The sequence below is a fragment of the Pseudomonas machongensis genome (assembly GCF_034961125.1).
In the GTDB taxonomy this organism is placed as follows: Bacteria; Pseudomonadota; Gammaproteobacteria; order Pseudomonadales; family Pseudomonadaceae; genus Aquipseudomonas; species Aquipseudomonas machongensis.
On the sequence record NZ_JAYFUI010000057.1, the window covers coordinates 1 to 21,068 of the forward strand.

The window sequence follows — 21,068 nt, forward strand, 5'->3', positions numbered from 1 at the left end:
GTCGACGACCCGCCCGGCAACGATGATGCGCTCACCGATCGGCAGGCCACCGTTGTTGAAGTTCAGCAACAGGTCATGGTCATGCTCGCCGAAGCGCAGGTGGGAAAAATCAGGGCCGGTGCTTTCGCTGACCGACTGGGCAATGCTCACCAGCGCCTGGCGCGGCGAGCGGGCGATGGATGTCTTGTAATCAGGCGTAAGGGCCTTGGGGTGCCAGTTGCGATCACGGATCACGAAGCGGCTGGTGTCCTGAGCGGGCATGCCGTTTTCCTCTCTTGGAATTGTTCGAACCACCTGTGCGTGGCAGGCGGACTTGCAGTTTCCGGCAGGTCGCGCAGCGCGAAAACTGAAAACATGCGCGCCAGACATAACCATTTGGTTATGCAACTTTTCGTCAGACCACCTGATCTGAAGCGCTGGACTATTCTGGATGGACTGCGGTGCTGGCTGCGCAGAGCGCACGGCCCTTCAACCAGGCACGACCTTCACAGCGGAGAACTTCTATGGATTGGCGAAAAGGCCGACGCAGCGACAATGTGGTGGATGCACGCGGCGAAGGCGGTGGCGGCGGGATGCGCTTCGGCGGTGGCAAGGGCCTGGGGCTGGGTGCCGTGCTGCTGATCATCGGCATCGGCTGGATCACCGGCCAGGATCCGCTGCAGATCCTCGGCCAGCTCGCCGGCCAGATGGAGCAACAGCAGGCAGCGCCCAGCGGCGCTGGCAAGGCACCGCCAGCCAATGACCAACAGGCCGAGTTCGTCGCCTCGATCCTGGGCGACACCGAAGATACCTGGAAAGCCCTGTTCGCCCAGGCCGGCAAGCAATACCGCGACCCCAAGCTGGTGCTGTTCAGCGGCCAGGTCAACTCCGCGTGCGGCTTCGCCTCCTCGGCGGTCGGCCCCTTCTATTGCCCGGCTGATCAGCGGGTGTACCTGGACATGTCGTTCTTCCGCGAAATGGAAACCCGCTTCGCTGCCGCCGGCGACTTCGCCCAGGCCTACGTGATCGCCCACGAGATTGGCCACCACGTACAGACCCTGCTCGGCGTCTCGGCCAAGGTCGATGCCGCACGCCGCAGCGGCCAGCGCCTTGAGGGCGACAATGGCCTGCTGGTACGCCAGGAACTGCAGGCCGACTGCCTGGCCGGTGTCTGGGCCTACCAGGCACAGAAACGTCTCAACTGGCTGGAGCCCGGCGATGTCGAAGAGGCACTCAATGCCGCCAACGCCATCGGCGACGACCGCCTCCAGCAACAGGGTCAAGGGCGCGTGGTGCCCGACTCCTTCACCCATGGCACCTCGGCGCAGCGGGTACGCTGGTTCAAGGCTGGCTTCGGCAGTGGCGACCTCAACCGCTGCGACACCTTCAACGCACGCAACCTGTAACGCCCTGCTGCAACGGGCGTTGCAGCGCCTCTCCAGAACGCAATACGACCAATGGGTCATTTTTCTGCTGATAAACGTTTCAGCCGCAGCCGATTCGGCCGATAACCCCGTGGACCCATCAGCTGGCCCCTACAAGAACAACGCCCGGCGACGTGAGATTTTGCAAGACACATTTTCTGGAGAGCGTGCATGAACAGATGGTTTGCCGACAAGAGCGTGAACCTCAAACTCGGGCTGGGCTTCGGCCTGGTCCTGGTATTGACAGGCCTGCTGGCCCTGGCCAGTTGGACCAGCCTGGGGAGCCTCATCAATCGCAGCAACTGGATGAGCGACATTACCCGCCTCAACACTGACCTGACCAATCTGCGCGTGGCGCGCCTGCAATACATGATCGCCAACGGCGACGACGCCGCCGCCGCCAACACGCTGGCGAAGCTGGAAACCTTCAGCGCCCAGCAGCAGCACCTGGAAAGCACCTTCAAGAGCCCCGAGAACCTCAAGCTGCTGCGTGAGCTGGGCAAGATCATCGCCGACTACCGCATCTCGCTCGACAAGATGCGCGCAGGCTACAAGATCACCCTTGCGGCCCGTGAAACCCTCGACCAGAACGCGACCAAGGCGATCCAGTTGATCGAAACGATCAGCAAGGATGTCCTGGCCCGTGACGAAAGCGATGCGACCCGCTTGCAGCAATACCTGGTAATCAGCAAGGCCCGCCAGCAGCTGACCCAGTTGCGCCTGGACGTACGCAGCTATGTGGCGGCGCCAAGCGACGTCGCCGAGCAAGCGGTGCTGCGCCAACTGCAGCAGACCTTCACCGAGATCGACGGCCTCAAGCGCCAGCTGACCAGCGATGGCGCTGCCATCGAGCAGTTCGAAGGCGCAGTGCGTGCCTATGGCGAGTCGGTTCGCCAGCTCAGCGCCTCGACAGCCCAGATCGCTGTGTCCCGTCAGGAAATGACCGTGCAGGGCGGCGACATCGTCAAGCTCAGCGACGACCTGTACAAGATCCAGCTCGAACGCCGTGACATCGAAAGTGCCGAGGCACGCACCCTGCAGATCGGCGCGACGCTGTTGGCCCTGCTCATCGGCGTACTCGCCGCCGTGATCATCACCCGCCAGATCACTCGCCCGCTGCGCGAGACCCTTGCCGTGGTGGAGAAGATCGCCGGTGGCGACCTGACCCACAACCTGCAGGTCACCCGCCGCGACGAACTGGGCGTGCTGCAGCAAGGCATTGCGCGCATGGGTACGACCCTGCGTGACCTCATCAGCGGCATCCGTGACGGCGTTACCCAGATCGCCAGTGCGGCCGAGGAGCTGTCGGCGGTGACCGAGCAGACCAGCGCCGGCGCCAACAGCCAGAAGGTCGAGACCGACCAGGTCGCCACCGCCATGCACGAAATGGCCGCCACCGTGCAGGAAGTCGCGCGCAACGCCGAACAGGCGTCGCTTGCAGCAACCAACGCCGACGGCGAAGCCCGTGCCGGTGACAAAGTGGTGGGCGAGGCGATCAACCAGATCGAGCGCCTGGCCGCCGAGGTCAACCGCTCCACCGAAGCGATGAATCTGCTGCAACAGGAAAGCCAGAAGATCGGCAGTGTCATGGACGTGATCAAGTCGGTGGCCGAGCAGACCAACCTGTTGGCGCTCAACGCCGCCATCGAAGCGGCTCGCGCCGGTGAGGCGGGGCGTGGGTTCGCCGTGGTCGCCGACGAAGTGCGTGGCTTGGCGCAGCGCACGCAGAAGTCCACCGAAGAGATCGAAGAGCTGGTCGCCAGCCTGCAGAACGGCACACAGCAGGTAGCCAACGCCATGCTCGGCAGCCGCACCCTGACCGACAGCAGCGTGGAACTGGCACGCAAGGCCGGCGCGTCGCTGGAGAGCATCACCAGTACCGTGTCGGGCATCCAATCGATGAACCAGCAAATCGCCGCCGCCGCAGAGCAGCAGAGTGCCGTGGCCGAAGAGATCAGCCGCAGCATCCTCAACGTACGCGATGTGTCCGAGCAGACCGCCGCCGCGAGCGACGAGACAGCCGCCTCCAGCGTCGAGCTGGCGCGCCTGGGTGGACAGTTGCAAACCCTGGTCAGCCATTTCCGCGTCTGACCACGCCTTCCGGGGCCGCGTCGCGGCCCCAATCCTTCCCCCAAAAAATCTGCTGAACGGCGTTTCAGCTCCTGCAAACATTGCCGATATCTCTTCTGCGGCAACGGAGGGCCCATCACAAAAACAAATGCCGAGTGACGGGACATCCCGCGAGCAGGCGCTTTCCCCCGGGGAACCTCCATGAGCAACTGGTTTGCCAACATCAGCGTCAAACTCAAACTGATGCTGGGCTTCGGCCTGGTCCTTCTACTCACCACTGCACTGGCCTTGACCGGCTGGAACAGCCTGGAAAACCTCGTCGCACGCAGCAACTCGATGGGGCAGATCACCCAGTTCAACACGCACCTGAACAACCTGCGGGTGGCGCGTCTGCAATACATGCTCGCCGATGGCGACGAGAGCGCCGCCGCCACCGTGCTGGCCCGCCTGGACACCTTCGAACAGCACAAGCAGGAACTGCTCGCCAGCTTCGACCATCCCCAGAGCCTGCAACTGCTGCGCGAACAGGCCACCTACATCGACCAGTACCGCGCCTCGCTGGACAAGATGCGCCAGGGCTACCGCACCATCGCCAGCAAACCCGACGCCGAGCAGCCGGTACGCGACGCCCGGGCGGCGATCGCCACGGCACGCCAGGAAATGATCGAGGAGCAGGCGCAGATCACCAAGCGCAGCGACGAGCTGTACAAGATCGAACTCGGTAGACGCGACGTCGATACCGCCCAGGCGCGCAACCTGCAACTGGGCGTGGCGCTGCTGGCGCTGGTGTTCGGCCTGCTTGGCGCCGTGATCATCACCCGCCAGATCACCCGCCCCTTGCAGGAAACCCTCGAGGTGGTGAAGAAGATCGCCGAAGGTGACCTCACCCAGCGCCTGGAAATCACCCGGCGTGACGAACTCGGTGCCCTGCAGCAGGGCATCGCGGGCATGGGCGACACCCTGCGCGCACTGATCACCGGTATCCGCGACGGCGTGACCCAGATCGCCAGCGCCGCCGAGGAACTGTCGGCGGTGACCGAGCAGACCAGTGCCGGGGTCAACAATCAGAAGGTCGAGACCGATCAGGTCGCCACCGCCATGCACGAGATGACGGCGACCGTACAGGAGGTCGCACGCAATGCCGAGCAGGCATCCCAGGCCGCCACCCAGGCCGACGGCGAGGCCCGTGCCGGCGACAGGGTGGTGAACGAGGCCATCGGCCAGATCGAACGCCTGGCCGCTGAAGTACAGCACTCCACCGAGGCGATGAACCTGCTGCAACAGGAAAGCCAGAAGATCGGCAGCGTCATGGACGTGATCAAGTCGGTGGCCCAGCAGACCAACCTGCTGGCACTGAATGCCGCCATCGAAGCGGCGCGTGCCGGTGAAGCCGGGCGCGGCTTTGCGGTGGTCGCCGATGAGGTCCGTGCCTTGGCCCAGCGCACGCAGAAATCCACCGAAGAGATCGAAGAGCTGGTCGCCAGCCTGCAAAACGGCACCCAGCGCGTGGCCACCGCCATGCAAGGCAGCAGCGGGCTGACCGACAGCAGCGTGGAACTGGCACGCAAGGCCGGCACCTCATTGGCCAGCATCACCCGTACCGTGTCGGGGATCCAGGCGATGAACCAGCAGATTGCAGCGGCAGCCGAGCAGCAGAGCGCCGTGGCCGACGAAATCGGCCGCAGCATCATGAATGTGCGCGATGTGTCGGAGCAAACGGCGGCAGCCAGCGAGGAAACAGCAGCGTCAAGCGTGGAGCTGGCGCGCTTGGGTGGACAGTTGCAGACGATGGTCAACCACTTCCGCGTCTGAGTCATGAACGGGGCCGTGCCATGGCCCCGGTCATACTGTGGCAGGGTGGCTCACCAGTTATCGTACTCTCGCAGCTCCGAGAACACCCTGTCGCCTGCCACTTTGCTCAGGCTGTAGGCAAACCAACCGCGAGGTGATTTCCGACGATTGAACCAAGGCGTGATGTCGTGCCTGAAATCAGCACCTGACGCAGGCAGAGGAAGATTGCGCTCCACCTCTAGCCCCAATGCATCGTCATAGCAGCTGATCTCCAGCTTGCCGCCGAAGGTCAGACCCACTGCCGGAATGAAGAACACACGCCTCCCGGCCTCCTGCAAAATGCGTGGCCGCACAAAGGCTGGAGTGCGAACGTCAGCCGTCTCGCGAATGCGAGACTCCATACGCACGCGACGTGGATTCGAGACAGCAATCACGCAGGGAGTGCGCTCGATACGGTAGCTGCAATGGGCGCTTTTACCCTGGCAACTGATCATCATGTTCGCCGGGAAAGGGACGAGGACCAGGCCATCTTGCAGATGGCTGGCCTGAATCACGACGGCGGGCAACTCATACAACCAGCCAGAAAAGATCGAGACGACGACCTTGTCACCAACGCTCATATGAGTGGTGGGGACACGAACGTTCAAGTTGTTGTGACGCTGGGCATGCACAAAAGCGTAGTCATACCAGGTCCGCGAGGCATTTCCAGGATAGCCAGGATGAGGGCGACTGCCCTCTAGCGTCGGCGCTTCGAGGTGGCATACGCCGGGCGGCAGCACTAGAAACTTCAAGGGTTGGGACACGCTCATCACGAAATCTCCACTGGCGAACAGACTAGGGTCGCCTGAGTTATAGAGAACGTGAGCAGGTCCAACAACTGACAGAAATAACAGGTATGCAAAGGGGCGAGCACAAGATGCCCTCGCCCCTTGTCAGGTTAGCGAACGATCAACCCCACCCCGCGCCCGCGCGGATCGGAAGCGGTCTCGAGCTTGTCGCCGGTGACCCGGATCGCCTGGATATCACCCATCTCCCAGCCTTGATCCTCGAGCACATAGCCCATTTTCTTCAGATCCTCCGCCACCTGTCCCTTGAGCGGTGCATAACTGTCGAAATAGATGGTGTCCTTGGGCAGCAACTGATGGTGCACGCGCTGGGCGGCCACGGCTTTTTCCAGCGGCATGCCATAGTCGTACAGGTTGTTCATCACCTGGAAGATCGAGGTGAAGATCCGCGAACCACCGGGCGTACCGACCACCAGGGTCAGCTTGCCGTCGCGGGTGACCAGGCTCGGGCTCATGGACGAGAGCATGCGCTTGCCCGGCTCGATGGCGTTGGCATCCCCACCCACCACGCCAAAGGCGTTGGCCGCTCCCGGCTTGGCGCTGAAATCGTCCATCTCGTCGTTGAGCAGGAAGCCCGCGCCCTTGACCACCACGCCGCTGCCATAGTCGAGGTTCAGGGTATAGGTGTTGCTCACCGCATTACCCTGCTTGTCGACGATGGAGAAGTGCGTGGTCTGGTGCGGCTCCAGGCCCGGCTTGACCTTGTCGGTGTCGGAGATCGCATTGGGGTTGACCTGCGCCGCGCGCTTGGCGAGGTAGTCCTTGGCCACCAGCTCCTTGACCGGCACCTTGGTGAAGGCTGGGTCGCCCAGGTAGTCGGCGCGGTCGGCGAACACGCGCTTCTCGATCTCGGCCAGCAGGTGGATGTACTTCGCCGAGTTGTGCTCGACCCCTTTGAAGTCGGCTGCACGGTCTTCCTTGATACCCAGCAACTGAGCCAGGGCGACGCCACCAGAGCTTGGCGGTGGCGCGGTGTAGACCACATTGCCACGCCAGTCGATGGCGATCGGGTCGCGCCACACGGCCTTGTAGTCCTTCAGGTCTTCTTTGGTAATCAGGCCCTTGTCGGCCTGCATCTGCGCCACCAGCAGGTCAGCGGTCTTGCCCTGATAGAACTCGCTGACGCCCTTGTCGGCGATGCGCTCCAAGGTCTTGGCCAGCTCGGGTTGCTTGAACAGCTCACCGACCTTCATGTTGCCGAAGTAGTCATTGAAGTTGGTGGCGGTCTTGAACAGGCCCTGGGCATCGTCGCGATATTGGTATTGCTTCTGCGCGATCTTGAAGCCGTTCTGCGCGTAGCCGATGGCCGGGGTGAGCAGCTCGCTCCACTTGAGCTTGCCGAACTTCTGGTGCGCCTCCCACAGGCCCATCACCGTGCCGGGCACGCCAGCAGCGCGCACGCCAACCAGGCTGAGGTTTTCGATGACCTCGCCCTTGTCGTCCAGGTACATGTTGCGCGTGGCGGCCTTGGGCGCGACTTCACGGTAGTCGAGGAAGTACGGCTTGCCGTCGACGAACAGGGTCATGAACCCACCGCCGCCGATGTTGCCGGCTTCCGGGTAGGTGACCGCCAGGGTGAAGGCGGTGGCGACCGCGGCATCTACTGCGTTACCGCCCTTCTTGAGAATGTCGGCGGCTACCTGTGCGCCATATTGATCGGGCGCCGCCACCGCGCCACCTTCGAGTGTCACGGCATAGGCGGAGGAACAGCTCAGGATCGCGGCCCCGAGGGCCAGGGACTGGAACATGACGATACGCATGACACTTCCTTGGTGTTGTTTTTGTCGAGCACTCATTTAAGGCTCAACCGTTGCGACTAAGCAAACGGCACACAGGAAGGGAGGCGTCTTTGGGCAACTCTGTCGCGTTCAGGCAACTCAGCAGGCGTACATCGATAGCTTGCGCTGGATGAAGTCGAGGAAGCACTGGATGCGCAGCGCCAGTTGAGTATTGCGGTAGTAGACCGCGTGGATCGGCTGACGATAGCCGTTGTTGGCCTCGGCCAGCACCACCTGCAGGCGGCCGGCGCGAATGTCTTCGTGGGTCATGAAATGCGACAGGCTGACGATGCCTTCACCGGCCAGTGCCAGCTGGCGCAGGGTCTCGCCGCTGGAGGCGAGGATCGCCGGGCGGATCGGCCAGCGATCGCCCTGAGCATGGCGCAACGGCCACTGATTGAGCGTTTCAGGTGCGCTGAACCCCAGCAGGCAGTGCGCACTGAGGTCTTCGACCTTCTGCGGTGTGCCGCGCCGGGCCAGGTAATCCGGGCTGGCGAGCACCTGCACGGGGCTGCACCCCAGCGATCGGGCGTGCAGGCTGGAATCGGCCAGTTCACCGATGCGAATGGCCACGTCGGTGCTCTGCTCCAGCAGGTCGATGATCAGGTCGTCGGTATTGAGCTCGAGCTCGATGCCGGGGTACTGGCGGCGAAACTCGCCGATCCACGGCAGGATGGCATGCAGCATGAACGGTGCCGCGGCGTTGATCCGCAAACGCCCGGATGGGGTCTGGCGATTCATCGACAGGCGCTCTTCCATGTCGTCCATCTGCTCGAGGATGGCCCGCGAACGCTCGAGGAAGAAACGCCCTTCCTCGGTCAGGTCCATGCGCCGGGTGGTGCGGTTGACCAGCGTGGTCCCAAGCTTGCCCTCCAGGCGCGACAGGGTGCGACTCACCGCCGACGGGGTCTGGCCCATCTGCTCGGCGGCGGCGGAGATCGAACCGCAGTCGATGACGGCGACGAATACCTGGAGTTCTTCGGATCGGGTTTTCACGCGGCGGCCTTGAGCTTGGGGTAGTGCTGATTGATAGCTGCTGGGCGATAACGGCGCAAGTGGCGCCGCGTCATCACTCGGCCTTGCCGAACACCTTGGCCAGGTGCGCTTCATACGCTGCCAGTGCTGCTGGCACATCCGGGCGCTTCATCACATCCACCGCCAGGAAGGTCGGCAGGCCGGTCATGCCAAGGAACTGATTGGCCTTGTGGAACGGGAAGTACACCGCATCCACACCTTTGCCTTCGAAGAAGTCGGCCGGATCGTCGAAGGCCTGCTGCGGTGCGTTCCAAGTCAATGAGAGCATGTACTGCTTGCCCTGGATCAGGCCGCCGCTGCCGTACTTCTGCGAGGCATCGGAACGGGTGCGGCCATCGTTGGCGTACAGGCTGCCATGGCCTTCGGTGAAGACATCATCGATGTACTTCTTCACAGTCCAGGGCGCGCCCATCCACCAACCTGGCATCTGATAGATGACCACGTCCGCCCAGAGGAATTTCTGCACCTCTTCCTTGACGTCATAGCCACCGTCGATAAAGGTCTGCTGCACATCGAAACCGGCGCGGTCCAGATAGGCCAGGGCGGCCTCGTGCAGGGTGCGGTTCAGGCGGCCGTCGGAATGAGCGAACTGTTTGCCGCCGTTGAGCAGAAGAATCTTTTTCATGGTGAGCCTCGCAGGTCTGGGTCGGTCCGAGGCAAGTTCGCCTGCCGACCGAGTCAAAAGTGATGGCGGCAGATTAGGCAGTCGCGAGCGCAGGAAAAAGCCGGGTGGCGGCAAAATACATTTGCCTTAAAGTCACGAATATACATCTGATTATTGCAATACAATCTGCTCACTTTCCCCTGCACAGGCCATCGCCATGAGTGAGCAGTTCGCTTTCATCCTCAAAGCCAAGACCCGTCCTGAAAAGGCCGAAGCCTTCGAAACCCTGTTCCGCGCCTACGTCGAACCGAGCCGCCAGGAGCCCGGCTGCATCGAGTACCACATGCTGCGTGACAAGGAAGATCCGAGCCTGTTCGTGTTCTACGAGGTCTGGGCCGACAAGGCCGCCCTCGACGTGCACTCGGCGCTGCCGCACATGGCTGCGTTCTTCGAGAAGCGCATGGACTATCTGGAGCGCGACTTCGATATCCAGATGATCGAGATGCTCAGCCCGTCTTCCGCTAGCCGTTGATCAACAGGTGCCCGCCGAGCAGCGCCAGGCCGATGAAAAAGCAGCGCTTGAACAGCGCGGCGCTGATGCGCTGACGCAGCCAGGTGCCGGCGAACATGCCGAGCAGGGCGGGCACCAGCATCAGCAATGACGCGCCCAGGGCCGGGCCGTCGAGCGCGTCCTGCCCGGCCAGGCCAAGCGCCAGGGCGAGGGTCGAGACCGTGAACGACAGTCCCATCGCCTGGACCAGCTCATCGCGGTTCAGGCCCAGGCCCTGCAGGTAGGGCACACCGGGCATCACGAATACCCCGGTCGCTGCCGTCACCACCCCCGTCAGCAGGCCGCACAGCGGCCCCAACCACCACTCCCATTGCGGCGCGACCCGCAAGCCCGGCCCCACCAGCCCATACAACGCATACACCAGCAGTGCCCCGCCGAGCGCATGCGCCGCCCATGGGCCGCTGTCGATGCCAAGCCACAGGCTACCCAGCAGCGTACCCACGACGATCATCATCAACATGCCGCCCAGGCGCTTGAGTAGCCCGCGCAGGTGGCCACCAGAGGCGAGCTGCCACAGGTTGGTGAGAGTAGAAGGCACGATCAGCAGCGCCGCTGCCTGCGCCGGAGGCATAGCCAGCCCGAGCAGGCCCATGGCGATGGTCGGCATTCCCAGACCGATCACACCCTTGACCGCACCGGCCAGGGCGAAGGTAGAGATAACCAGCAGCGAAAGCGCCAGCCCCATGTCTTGATACAACGCAGTAAAGGTATTCATGGCGCCATCCTGCACCCTCGGCGATGGGCTGAAAATCTCCCATATACTCAGCCAGACTCTTGCCAGGACAGAGGCACATGCATTTCGACCTGATCGACCTCGGCCTTTTCCGCCACACGCTCGAATGCGGCAACATCACCGCCGGTGCCCGCCGCAGCCATCTTTCGCTGCCTGCGGCCAGTGCGCGGATCCGCGCCATGGAAACCTCGCTGGGTATTGCCTTGCTCGAACGCAACCGCCGCGGGGTGCAGCCAACGCCTGCGGGCCAGGCGTTGCTGCAGCATGCGCGGCTGATCGCCCAGCAGGTCGAGCGGTTGCAGTACGACCTAGGCCAATATGCCCAAGGCCAACAGGGGCAGGTGCGCCTGCTGTGCAATACCGCGGCGCTGACCGAATATCTGCCGGAGTTGCTGGCTGCATACCTGGTGGCGTTTCCCGGCGTCAGCGTCGACGTGCAGGAGCAACCGAGCCTGCGCATCGTGCAGGCGATCACCCAGGGGATTGCGGACCTGGGCATCATCTCCACCGCAGCACCGAGCGAGCACTTGCAGGTGCGGCCATTTCGGCAGGACCCGCTGGTGCTGATCATGCCCCTGGCCCATCCGCTGGCGGCAGAGCCGTCGCCGCGGTTCGTCGACAGCCTGGTACACGGTCATGTGGGATTGGCAGCGGACAGCGCCCTCGCCTTGCACCTGGAAGAACAAGCGCTGCGCCTTGGGCGGCGGATGCAGGTGCGGGTGCGGGCCGAGGGTTTTGACGGTGTGATCCGCATGGTGGCCGGGGGTGCCGGGGTCGGCGTGGTGCCGTTGGCCTCGGTGAGACGATGGGAGGGGGTGCTGCCCTTGCGCTGGGTCGCGCTGGAGGAAGACTGGGCCAATCGTCGGCTGCAGCTGTGCGCGCGGGATTTTGCCGGGTTGCCGGGGTATGCGGCGGCGCTGGTCGAGCGGCTTGGGCTTGAGGAGTGAGTTAGCCTGGGAGCGGCGGTTCGTCGCCCCGACTTGTCCCGCGAACAAGATAACGCGCTGCATGGCACCGGCTTCGCCAGTGATCGCGGGACAAGCCCGCTCCCACAGGGATTGGGCTGGTCTTTAGATTTTGAGCAAGACAGTTGCCCCTACAAGAGCTCCGCAACTTCTGAATACTGCGGTGTTAATTGTGGGAGCGGGCTTGTCCCGCGATCACTGGCGTAGCCGGTGCCATGCAGCGCGTCGTCTGCCTCGCGGGACAAGTCGGGGCGCCGAGCTCTCGCTCCCACAGGGGGAGCGGTTCTCCGTTGCGACTTGCCCGCGAAAAGGCCGGTCCTGACTCAGCACACCCCGATCAGAACAACTTCACCGTATAGCTCAGGATCAACCGGTTCTCATCGATATCGGTCCGGTAGTTGGACCGCGCCATGACATTGCGAACCCGCACCCCCAGCCCGGCCAGCGGCCCGCTCTGCACCACATACGCCAGGTCCAGATCGCGCTCCCGGTCACGCCCTTCGAAGCCAAGCCCGGTGTCCACATCCCCGCCCTTCACATAACGCAGAGTCGAGGTCAGGCCGGGAATGCCCAGGGCCACGAAGTTATAGTCATGGCGCACCTGCCACGAACGTTCCCCCGGCGCCGAGAACTCGTAGGTTGGCAGTGTGTTGCCCATCGGGTTGGTGTTGGCCCCGACCTGGATGAAGCCATCCTTGCCGCCGATCTGCTGGTAGCCCACATAGAAGGTATGCCCGCCAGTCTTGGCCGAGAACAGGCTGAACAAGGCATGGTTGTCGTAGTCACCGGCAATCTTGCGACCGTCCTCGCGGGCGTCGAAGTACCCGGCATTGACGCCCAGCGTCCAGTCGCCCACCGGCTCGGCGTGCTTGAAGCTGTAGAAGCGCTGCTGGTAGATATCCTCCAGTTGCGCCTGCCACACCCCGACGCTGGTGCGGTTGTCGTTGAAGGCATAGTCGGCGCCGACGTAGTTGAAACGGTCGCTGGTGAAGCGTGCCAGCCGCGACGGGTTGATCGGGTCGTTGACCAGCGCGTACATCTTCTGGCTGTTGGACGAGTCGCGCAGGCTGGTGGAGCGGAACTGGCCGGCGTTCAAGGTCAACCCGGCGATCTCCCGGGACTCGAGCATCGCCCCCTGGTACGTCGGCGGCAGCAGGCGCAGATCGCTGAACAACAGCACTGGCAGGTTGGGCATCAGCTCACCGACCTTGAGTTCGGTCTGCGACACCTTGAACTTGATCGCCCCGCCCAAGCGGCTGTATTCGTCCGCCGACTTGCCGCTGGCAAGGCTCGGCAGCAGGCCCGACTTCGAATGCTCCGGGCTGCTGTCGAGCTTGAAACCGAGCAGCCCGGTCACATCGAGGCCGACACCCACCGTCCCCTGTGTATAACCTGAGCTGGCATTGAGGATAAAACCCTGCGCCCACTCCTGGGTACGGGACTGGGTGCTGGCACCCTTGATATCCGCATAGTCGCGGCTGAAGAAGTAATTGCGCGCCTGCAAGGTGGCGCGGGCGCCTTCGATGAAACCGCTGTCTTCGGCAGAGACATCGAGACACAGCGCTGCGGCGACGCAGCCACCGGCCAGTCGGGTAGCCGATGAAAAACGTTGGGAAATCTGTACGTGCATGGGGAGCGACTCCTGGATTCGGGCAACAGCGATCCACCGCGGCAGCCCGAAGGCCGCCGACGTGCGGATGGCGTGATGAAGGGATCAGGCGGGCGCCGGGCCCGCCGGGCTACCGTTGCGAGAAGCGGTCGACCGCTAGCGGTTGACCAGCTTCGCGGGCAGCGCGATCACCAGGAAGCAGCTCAGGATCAGGCAGCCGGCGAACACCCACAATGCCGCATGGGAGGTACCGGTGAGATCGGTCACGATGCCCATCAGCGAGTTGCTCACCAGGCCCGCGATATTGGCCAGCGAGCAAGCCAGGGCGAAACCGGTGGCCGCGGCGGTGCCCTTGAGGAAGGTCGCCGGCAGACTGAAGAACACCGGCACCGCACCGATGATCGCCGCCGAGGCGATGGCGAACAGCACCACGGTCATCACCAGGTTCTGGCTGAACAAGGTGCTGCTGGCCATGGCAATGGCGCCGATGATGAACGGCACGATGATGTGCCAGCGACGTTCGCGATGACGGTCGGAACTGGCGCCGATCATCAGCATGCCGAGGAGCGCGGCCAGGCTCGGAATCGCAGTGAGCAAGCCGATGTGGAAGGTGTCGCTGACGCCTGCATCGCGGATGAAGGTCGGCATCCAGAACCCCATGGCATAGGCACTGAGCAGGATCGAGAAATCGATGCCGCCGAGCATCCACACCTTCAGGTTGAAGAAGCCATCGCGGAAGCTGTGCTTGCTGCCCTTGCCCTCGGCATCGTCCGCAGCCAGGTCGCTGGCCAGTTGCGCCTTGTCATCGTCGGACAGCCATTTGGCCTGGTGAAAATTGTTCGGCAGGGCCCAGAAGGTCAGGATACCGAGCAGCACGCTGGGGATCGCCTCGAGCAGGAACAGCCACTGCCAGCCATGCAGGCCGTGGACCTGGTCGAAGTGCCCCATGATCCAGCCAGAGATCGGCCCGCCGATCACGCTCGACAGCGGCAAGCCGATCATGAACAGCGCGATGATGCGCCCACGCCGGTAGGTCGGATACCACATGGTCAGGTAGTACAGCACGCCCGGGAGGAAGCCCGCCTCGGCGGCCCCGAGCAGAAAACGCAGGATATAGAACTGGGTGGTGGTGGACACGAACATGGTGCAGGCCGACAGCAGGCCCCAGGTGATCATGATCCGGGCAATCCAGAGCTTGGCACCGACGCGCTCCAGGATCAGGTTGCTCGGCACCTCGAAGATGATGTAGCCGACGAAGAACAGCCCGGCCCCCAGGCCGTAGGCTGCGGTACTGAACTGCAGGTCTTCGAGCATCTGCAGCTTGGCGAAGCCGACATTGATACGGTCCAGATAGGCCGCGAGATAGCAGAAGCACAGGAAGGGAATCAGCCTCCAAGTGATCTTGCGGTAGAGCGCTTGTGTGCCTTGGTCGGTTGCACTGTGAACCGCGGTTGCATTCGCAATTGGCATTTCTTGTCTCCTGGCGGCGACTTTGTGGTTGTTTTTAGGCCAGCAGTTTTCGACGCTCCAAGAGCGCCGCACACTACAGGCGGCTGTCCAGGGCAGCGTCACAAGACCCCGAGTGCTCCTGCGGGGCGACCGTCCGCACAGCGGACGGCGATGGAACGGGCGTTCCTGCACCGTTCCTCGATTGTTATGGGTACAAGGCGCCCGGCTCAGTCGGCCAGGCGCTTGAGTTGCTCCATGGCCTCCTGGCGGCTGACGACATCGCCGTACTTGCTGTCGATGTCGAACAGGTTCGCTTCGTGCGGATCCCCATGGCGATCGCCGACGCACTCGCGCACCACGATGGTCCGGAACCCGTGCTGCAGCGCATCCACCGCACTGGCGCGGATACAGCCGCTGGTGGAGCAGCCGGCCAGCACCACGGTGTCGACCCCTTGCGCATGCAGCAGCGGTGCAAGGCTGGTGCCGAAAAAGGCGCTCGCATACTGCTTGCTCAGCACCACTTCCTGCGCCAGTGGCATCACCGCCTCGCAGAACGCGGCCAGTGGATTGCCCTCGACCATGTCCTTCATCACCGGCGCCTTGCGCACCCACACGCCACCATCGGCAAAGTGCGGGGGCTGGTAGCGGATATTGGTGTGGACCACCAGAGTACCGGAGTCACGCGCCAGCGCCAGCAGGCCGCTGGCCTGCTCGACGGCCGACACCACACCGGGGGCGTAGAGCGGCGCACCGGGGGTGGTATAGCCCTGCATGAAGTCGATCATCAGCAGGGCCGCCTTGCGGCCGAAGCCGATGCGCTGGCCCCACACGCCCTGGTAGTTGTCACGGGCGCTCTGTGCGTCGCTCATGTCCGTCTCCCGTTTCAGTAGGCGCCCGACAGCAGGGCACCGGCGCCCGGAACCACGGGCTCCAGGTCCAGCGCCTTGAGCATGGCGTAGGTGGTGGCAATGGCCGCGGTGACCACCGGCTTGCCGGTCTGTGCCTCGACCTTGGCCACGGCGGGTAGCGACTGCATCTGCACGCAGGCCGACAGCACCACGACATCGACGCCTTCCAGGTTCATGCCGGCGACGATGCCCGGCAGGTTGGCAGGGTCATGGCGCGCCACGGCGAGGTTGTCGGGGATCTCCAGCGCACGCCAGTCCTGAACCTCGAAGCCCTCCTCACGGATGTAGTTCACCACCAGCTCGGTCAGCGGCTTCATGTAGGGCGCGACGATGGCGATGCGTTTGGCCTTCATGACGTGCAGCGCCTCGACCAAGGCACCTGCACTGGTGATCACCGGCGCCAACGCGTCGTTGTCGGCGGTGGCTTTCTGCAAGCGCTTCTCCGACTGGCGGTGATAGCCCAGCCCCATGGCCATGATCGCCACCAGGCACGCATAGCCCAGCACGTCGACCTTGGCGTCGGACAACTCCACCGCGCAGCGGTCGGACTCGGCATCCATCGCCGCCAGCTCTTCCTTCTTCACCTGCTTCATGCGCATGCGGCTGGAGTGGAAGGTGAAGCGCTCCGGGCGGATCGCCTGGCGCGCGGTGAGCATCGCCGGGATCTCGGTTTCCATGGTGGTGTTCGAACTCGGCACGATCTGGCCGATGCGATACAGCTTGGTCATGTCTCGTGCTCCTTCAGACGAGGGAATGGTCGAGGAAATCGCCGAAGGCGGCAAAGAAGCCTTCGAGGTCGTCCCAGGGAATCATGTGGCCGGCGTTGTCGACCTGAACCACCTGGATGTCCGGCTTGAGCTCACGGATCTCGGCGATGTCCTGCGCCTGGATCACACCGCCACGCCCGGCCACCATCAGCAGCGCTGGCTGGCGCACGGCAGGCAGGTCCTGATGGATATCCACCTCGTGGAAATCGTTGAAGGCTCGCACGATCGCCGGCTCGTGGCAGGTGTGCAGCCATTCGGCGCGCAGGGCCAGTTGCTCGTCGCTCCAGGTCGCGCAGAAGGCGCGCATGTCCTCGCCGGTCATGCCGGTCGTGGCCTGGCGGATCGAATCGACGTACCACGGCAGCTTGCTCGGATACTCGCGCCGGCCCGGACCGGACACCGGCGGATCGATCAGCACCAGGCGCTGCAGGCCCGGCGCGCCCTGGGCGGCAGCGCGAATGGCGAAGCGTGCGCCCATCGAATGGCCGACCAGGTGATAACTGCCAAGCCCAAGCGCTGCGGCGAAGGCCGGAATGTCGGCGGCGCAGGCATCGGTGCCATAGTCCAGGCCAGGGCCGCTGGAGGACAAGCCACGCCCGCGCACGTCCAGCACATAGGTGTCGAAGTGCTGGCCGAGGCGCTCGGCGACGAACCCCCAGGTGATCGCCGGGCTGGTGATCCCCGGCACCAGGATCAGCGCCGGCCCTTTGCCGCCGTAGCGCAGGTAGTGCTGGCGGATGCCGTTGGCGCTGACGTTGCCGCCGGCGACGAAGCTGCTCATGCCGCCTCCCCGCTTTTCAGTTCCTGACCGTAGAGGTCGTAGCCGTAGACCCACGCCGGATCTTCCTGGGTGTAGAGGAAGGTGTTGGCGTTGGACACCGACTGCACCCGCGAGGCGCGTTCCTTGCGGTTGGCTTCGTAGAGGGCGAAGGCGGTGCGGTGGTCGGACAGCCCGGTTTCCTGCAGGCAGCGGGTCAGCATTGCCGCGTCCTCGATGGCCATGCAGGCGCCCTGGGCCATGTGCGGCTTCATCGGATGGCAGGCATCGCCCAGCAGCACCAGGCGGCCACGGCTCCACAGCGGCAGCGGGTTGCGGTTGCGCAGCGGCCACTTGGTGATGGACTCGGTCGCGTCGATCAGCTTGTGCACCGTCGAGTGGTAGCCCTCGAAGGCGGCGCGCATCTCTTCCTGGCTGCTGTCGACGAATGGGCCCTGGAAGTCCCAGGCCTCGTGCGGTACGCCGGTGACGAAGTAGTACTCGTCGCGTTTGCCGGTGGTGTAGTAGACCATCATGTGACGATCGTCGGTCCACCACTTCACGCAGTCCTCGAACACGTCTGCGTGCTGCTTGAGCTTGTCGCCGCGAATCAGCGCACGGTGAGCGACCCAACCGCTGTAGATCGGCGCTTCAGCGCCCAGCAGTTCCTCGCGGATCTTCGAGTGGATGCCATCGGCACCGATGACGATATCGGCCACGGTATGAGTGCCGTCGGCGAAGTCCAGGCGCACCTGGTCACCCTCGTCGACGATCTTTTCCAGGCGCTTGCCGAAATGCACGGTGCCCGGTTTGATCGCCTCGATCTGCAGCGCGTGCAGGTCGCCGCGGTGGATGGTGATGTACGAGGCGCCGTACTCGCGGCGAGCGAACTCGCCCAGCGGGATCCGCGCCAGGTAGTCGCCGGTGCTGCCGTCGCGGCTGAACCAGAAGTCCGGGTGCGAGCTCATCAGCTCCAGCTTCTGCTCAAGGCCCATGCGACGGAAGATCTTCATCACGTTGGGGCCGATGTGGATGCCCGCACCAAGGCGGGTGAACTCCGGCGCCTGCTCGAACACCTCGACGTCGAACCCGGCCTGCTGCAGCAACGTGGCGGCCGCCGCCCCACCCAGACCTGCACCGACGATTGCGATTTTCTGCCTACCCCGCATGGGTATGTCTCCTCTTGTTCTGATGTGTTGCCAGCGGTTCGGCCGCTCGACGATTTAGAGTGTATACGCTCTATTTTTTTAATTGGAAGAGGCAGTGCGAAATATTTTCAAGGACCGCGATCAATGGCGATAACGCGGCCATTGTTACCGCAAACATTGGAATATGTGTGAATAGGTAACGTTTGATCGCAACGCTTGCGCTAATCGGCGGGATGCGCTTTCATCTGAGCAAATATGGTGTACACACTATTGTTTTGCACCGAGATGACGCGCCCGGCACTGCCGTGGTGCAGCCGCTCGACCCTTGAGTCCTGACCAGGAGAACCCCCATGCCGGTGAGCAATGCAGAGCTGACCCAGATGTTCGAACACGTGCTGAAACTGTCTCGGGTTGACGAAACCCAGAGCGTCGCCGTGCTCAAGAGCCACTACTCCGACCCGCGCACGGTCAACGCCGCGATGGAGGCCGCGCAGCGCCTGAAAGCCAAGGTCTATGCGGTGGAGTTGCCGTCGTTCAACCACCCCACGGCGATGGGCAACGACATGACCGCTTACTGCGGCGACACCGCGCTGACCGGCAACATCGCCGCCCAGCGGGCGCTGGAAGCGGCCGACCTGATCGTCGACACCATGATGCTGCTGCACTCTCCCGAGCAGGAGCAGATTCTCAAGACCGGCACGCGCATCCTGCTGGCGGTCGAACCCCCGGAAGTACTGGCGCGCATGCTGCCGAGCGAGGACGACAAGCGTCGCGTGCTGGCCGCCGAGACCCTGCTCAAGCAAGCGCGCAGCATGCACGTGCGCTCCAAGGCCGGCAGCGACTTCCACGCCCCGCTCGGCCAGTATCCGGCGGTCACCGAATACGGCTACGCCGACGAGCCAGGGCGCTGGGACCACTGGCCCAGTGGCTTCCTGTTCACCTGGCCGAACGAGGACAGCGCCGAAGGCACGCTGGTGCTGGATGTCGGCGACATCATCCTGCCCTTCAAGAACTACTGCCGCGAGCGCATCACCCTGGAGATCGAGAAAGGCTTCATCACCGCCATCCACGGCGGCTTCGAAGCCGAATACCTGCGTGACTACATGAAGTACTTCAACGACCCCGAGGTGTATGGCATCTCCCACATCGGCTGGGGCCTGCAACCCCGCGCGCAGTGGACCGCCATGGGCCTGCACGACCGCAACGACGGCATGTGCATGGACGCCCGCGCCTTCTACGGCAACTTCCTGTTCTCCACCGGCCCCAACACCGAGGTCGGCGGCAAGCGCAAGACCCCGTGCCACCTGGATATCCCGCTGCGCAACTGCGATATCTACCTGGACGACCAGGCCGTGGTGCTGGCCGGCGAGGTGGTCGCGCCCGAGGAGTCCAAGGCCCGATAGGGGTTATACTGGCCCGGCGCTCCGCTTTCGGGGGCCGGCCAGCCAACCCACACAGCCCAAGCCATCACATGCCGAAGAAAACCGCCCCCGTTGCCACCCCGCTCGACACCACGCCCTATGACGTCACCGAACAGATCGGCCACCTGCTGCGCAAGGCGTACCAGCGGCATACGGCGATCTTCCAGCAGCAGGCGTGCGATCCACAGCTCACCTCGATCCAGTTCGTCACCCTGTGCGCACTGCGCGACCACGGGCCCAGCTCCCAGGCCGAGCTGATCAAGGCCACCGCCGTGGACCAGGCGACCATCCGTGGCATCGTCGAGCGCCTCAAGGCGCGCGAACTGGTGCAGCTGTCGCCAGACCCGGACGACCGGCGCAAGGTCATCGTCGAGCTCACCGAAAGCGGCTCGGCGCTGCTCGATGCGATGATTCCCTGCGCACGACAGATCAGCGAGCTGAGCATGGGCAGCCTCAATGCCGGCGAGCGGGTGGCGATCCTGTTCCTGTTGCGCAAGATGATCGACAGCGACGAAGTGGCTGGCTAGCACCGCGCCGTCCTTTTCGCGGGCAAGTCGGGGCGCCGAACCGCCGCGAAAGCAGCACCATGGGGCATGATACGGGCCCCACCCAGCCCTACCCCCTTCCATTCCATCTCTGGCCTGCTTCTTGCTCACCATTTCATGTAGTGAGTACTTACCGAAAAAGCGCACCAATTGTGTTCTTTGGTAGCGCCCCAGAGATGAGCCAACAATGCAAACAACCATCTCCCTGCGGATCAACGGTCAGCCTGTGGATGTCAGCGCCGACGCCGACACACCGCTGCTGCTGATCCTGCGCAACGACCTGTGCCTGAACGGCCCCAAGTACGGCTGCGGCCTGGGCGAGTGCGGTGCCTGCACGGTCATCATCGACGGGGTGGCCGCGCGCTCCTGCGTGATCCCCCTGGCCGGCGCCGAAGGCCGCGAGGTCACCACGCTCGAAGGTCTCGGTAACAAGGCCGCGCCGCACCCGGTGCAGCAGGCGTTCATCGACGAACAGGCGGCCCAGTGCGGCTACTGCATGAACGGCATGATCATGACCGCCAAGGCTCTGCTCGACCGTATCCCCAACCCCACCGACGAACAGATCCGCAACGAACTGTCCGGCAACCTCTGCCGCTGCGGCACCCACGTCGAAATCCTGCGCGCGGTGCGCCGCGCCGCCGGCCGCCAGGCCTGAGATCCGGAGAACCC

Annotated in this window: 19 protein-coding genes and 2 pseudogenes; 9 read left to right on the forward strand and 12 right to left on the reverse strand. The window is 63.8% G+C overall.

The window, feature by feature from the left end; translation table 11 throughout:
* Positions 1–261: pseudogene (locus VA602_RS04600) on the reverse strand (protocatechuate 3,4-dioxygenase subunit beta); the annotation flags it as partial.
* 242 nt (positions 262–503) lie between these two features.
* Between VA602_RS04600 and ypfJ the strand changes: the two are divergent.
* The 4 genes and pseudogenes from ypfJ to VA602_RS04615 all read left to right on the forward strand — a co-directional run bounded on the left by ypfJ (position 504) and on the right by VA602_RS04615 (position 5,285).
* On the forward strand, positions 504–1,385 hold the full coding sequence (gene ypfJ, locus VA602_RS04605) for a KPN_02809 family neutral zinc metallopeptidase (protein WP_323452606.1): 882 nt from the start codon (positions 504–506) through the stop codon (positions 1,383–1,385).
* Between the two features lie 189 nt (positions 1,386–1,574).
* Positions 1,575–3,494, forward strand: coding sequence for a methyl-accepting chemotaxis protein (locus VA602_RS04610; protein ID WP_063542704.1), 1,920 nt, complete (start codon positions 1,575–1,577; stop codon positions 3,492–3,494).
* 222 nt (positions 3,495–3,716) lie between these two features.
* A pseudogene (locus VA602_RS26960) lies at positions 3,717–4,085 on the forward strand (methyl-accepting chemotaxis protein); the annotation flags it as partial.
* A gap of 144 nt (positions 4,086–4,229) precedes the next feature.
* Complete coding sequence (locus VA602_RS04615; RefSeq protein ID WP_456154084.1) at positions 4,230–5,285, forward strand: methyl-accepting chemotaxis protein; 1,056 nt, start codon at positions 4,230–4,232, stop codon at positions 5,283–5,285.
* 50 nt (positions 5,286–5,335) lie between these two features.
* On the opposite strand, the gene VA602_RS04620 is transcribed toward VA602_RS04615, so the two are convergent.
* The 4 genes from VA602_RS04620 to VA602_RS04635 all read right to left on the reverse strand — a co-directional run bounded on the left by VA602_RS04620 (position 5,336) and on the right by VA602_RS04635 (position 9,547).
* On the reverse strand, positions 5,336–6,073 hold the full coding sequence (locus tag VA602_RS04620; protein WP_153774493.1) for a hypothetical protein: 738 nt from the start codon (positions 6,071–6,073) through the stop codon (positions 5,336–5,338).
* 128 nt (positions 6,074–6,201) lie between these two features.
* Positions 6,202–7,869: a gamma-glutamyltransferase gene (gene ggt, locus VA602_RS04625; RefSeq protein ID WP_125930824.1), complete on the reverse strand. Its 1,668-nt coding sequence runs from the start codon at positions 7,867–7,869 to the stop codon at positions 6,202–6,204.
* A 117-nt stretch (positions 7,870–7,986) separates the two neighbouring features.
* Positions 7,987–8,883, reverse strand: a complete 897-nt coding sequence (locus VA602_RS04630) for a LysR family transcriptional regulator (RefSeq protein ID WP_054892645.1) — start codon at positions 8,881–8,883, stop codon at positions 7,987–7,989.
* A gap of 73 nt (positions 8,884–8,956) precedes the next feature.
* Positions 8,957–9,547 (reverse strand): NAD(P)H-dependent oxidoreductase, encoded by a 591-nt coding sequence (locus VA602_RS04635; RefSeq protein ID WP_323452608.1) that lies wholly within the window; start codon positions 9,545–9,547, stop codon positions 8,957–8,959.
* 196 nt (positions 9,548–9,743) lie between these two features.
* Between VA602_RS04635 and VA602_RS04640 the strand changes: the two genes are divergently transcribed.
* A complete protein-coding gene (locus tag VA602_RS04640; RefSeq protein ID WP_065861559.1) occupies positions 9,744–10,058 on the forward strand; it encodes a putative quinol monooxygenase in 315 nt (104 codons plus the stop codon).
* Here the strand turns inward: VA602_RS04640 and VA602_RS04645 are convergent.
* Positions 10,048–10,812 carry a sulfite exporter TauE/SafE family protein gene (locus tag VA602_RS04645; protein ID WP_323452609.1) on the reverse strand — a complete coding sequence of 255 codons (765 nt, stop codon included), beginning with the start codon at positions 10,810–10,812 and terminating at the stop codon, positions 10,048–10,050. The genes VA602_RS04640 and VA602_RS04645 overlap by 11 nt on opposite strands.
* A 77-nt stretch (positions 10,813–10,889) precedes the next feature.
* Between VA602_RS04645 and VA602_RS04650 the strand changes: the two genes are divergently transcribed.
* Positions 10,890–11,777, forward strand: a complete 888-nt coding sequence (locus VA602_RS04650) for a LysR family transcriptional regulator (protein ID WP_323452610.1) — start codon at positions 10,890–10,892, stop codon at positions 11,775–11,777.
* Between the two features lie 355 nt (positions 11,778–12,132).
* Here the strand turns inward: VA602_RS04650 and VA602_RS04655 are convergent, their stop codons facing one another.
* The 6 genes from VA602_RS04655 to nicC all read right to left on the reverse strand — a co-directional run bounded on the left by VA602_RS04655 (position 12,133) and on the right by nicC (position 18,454).
* Positions 12,133–13,425: an OprD family porin gene (locus tag VA602_RS04655; RefSeq protein WP_323452611.1), complete on the reverse strand. Its 1,293-nt coding sequence runs from the start codon at positions 13,423–13,425 to the stop codon at positions 12,133–12,135.
* A gap of 135 nt (positions 13,426–13,560) precedes the next feature.
* Positions 13,561–14,874 (reverse strand): MFS transporter, encoded by a 1,314-nt coding sequence (locus VA602_RS04660; RefSeq protein ID WP_323452612.1) that lies wholly within the window; start codon positions 14,872–14,874, stop codon positions 13,561–13,563.
* A 206-nt stretch (positions 14,875–15,080) separates the two neighbouring features.
* Entirely contained in the window at positions 15,081–15,722 is a 642-nt protein-coding gene (locus VA602_RS04665; RefSeq protein WP_323452613.1) for an N-carbamoylsarcosine amidohydrolase, read from the reverse strand.
* A 14-nt stretch (positions 15,723–15,736) separates the two neighbouring features.
* Positions 15,737–16,489 (reverse strand): maleate cis-trans isomerase family protein, encoded by a 753-nt coding sequence (locus tag VA602_RS04670; RefSeq protein WP_054892653.1) that lies wholly within the window; start codon positions 16,487–16,489, stop codon positions 15,737–15,739.
* Between the two features lie 13 nt (positions 16,490–16,502).
* Positions 16,503–17,309: an N-formylmaleamate deformylase gene (nicD, locus tag VA602_RS04675; RefSeq protein ID WP_063542684.1), complete on the reverse strand. Its 807-nt coding sequence runs from the start codon at positions 17,307–17,309 to the stop codon at positions 16,503–16,505.
* Positions 17,306–18,454, reverse strand: coding sequence for a 6-hydroxynicotinate 3-monooxygenase (nicC, locus tag VA602_RS04680; protein ID WP_323452614.1), 1,149 nt, complete (start codon positions 18,452–18,454; stop codon positions 17,306–17,308). The genes nicD and nicC overlap by 4 nt, the downstream gene beginning before the upstream one ends.
* Before the next feature lie 329 nt (positions 18,455–18,783).
* Here nicC and VA602_RS04685 point away from each other — a divergent pair, with 329 nt between their 5' ends.
* The 3 genes from VA602_RS04685 to VA602_RS04695 all read left to right on the forward strand — a co-directional run bounded on the left by VA602_RS04685 (position 18,784) and on the right by VA602_RS04695 (position 21,054).
* Positions 18,784–19,836: a 2,5-dihydroxypyridine 5,6-dioxygenase gene (locus VA602_RS04685; RefSeq protein WP_323452615.1), complete on the forward strand. Its 1,053-nt coding sequence runs from the start codon at positions 18,784–18,786 to the stop codon at positions 19,834–19,836.
* Between the two features lie 68 nt (positions 19,837–19,904).
* Complete coding sequence (locus VA602_RS04690; protein WP_151926417.1) at positions 19,905–20,381, forward strand: MarR family winged helix-turn-helix transcriptional regulator; 477 nt, start codon at positions 19,905–19,907, stop codon at positions 20,379–20,381.
* 205 nt (positions 20,382–20,586) lie between these two features.
* Positions 20,587–21,054 carry a (2Fe-2S)-binding protein gene (locus tag VA602_RS04695; protein WP_054892658.1) on the forward strand — a complete coding sequence of 156 codons (468 nt, stop codon included), beginning with the start codon at positions 20,587–20,589 and terminating at the stop codon, positions 21,052–21,054.
* Positions 21,055–21,068: the final 14 nt, after the last annotated feature.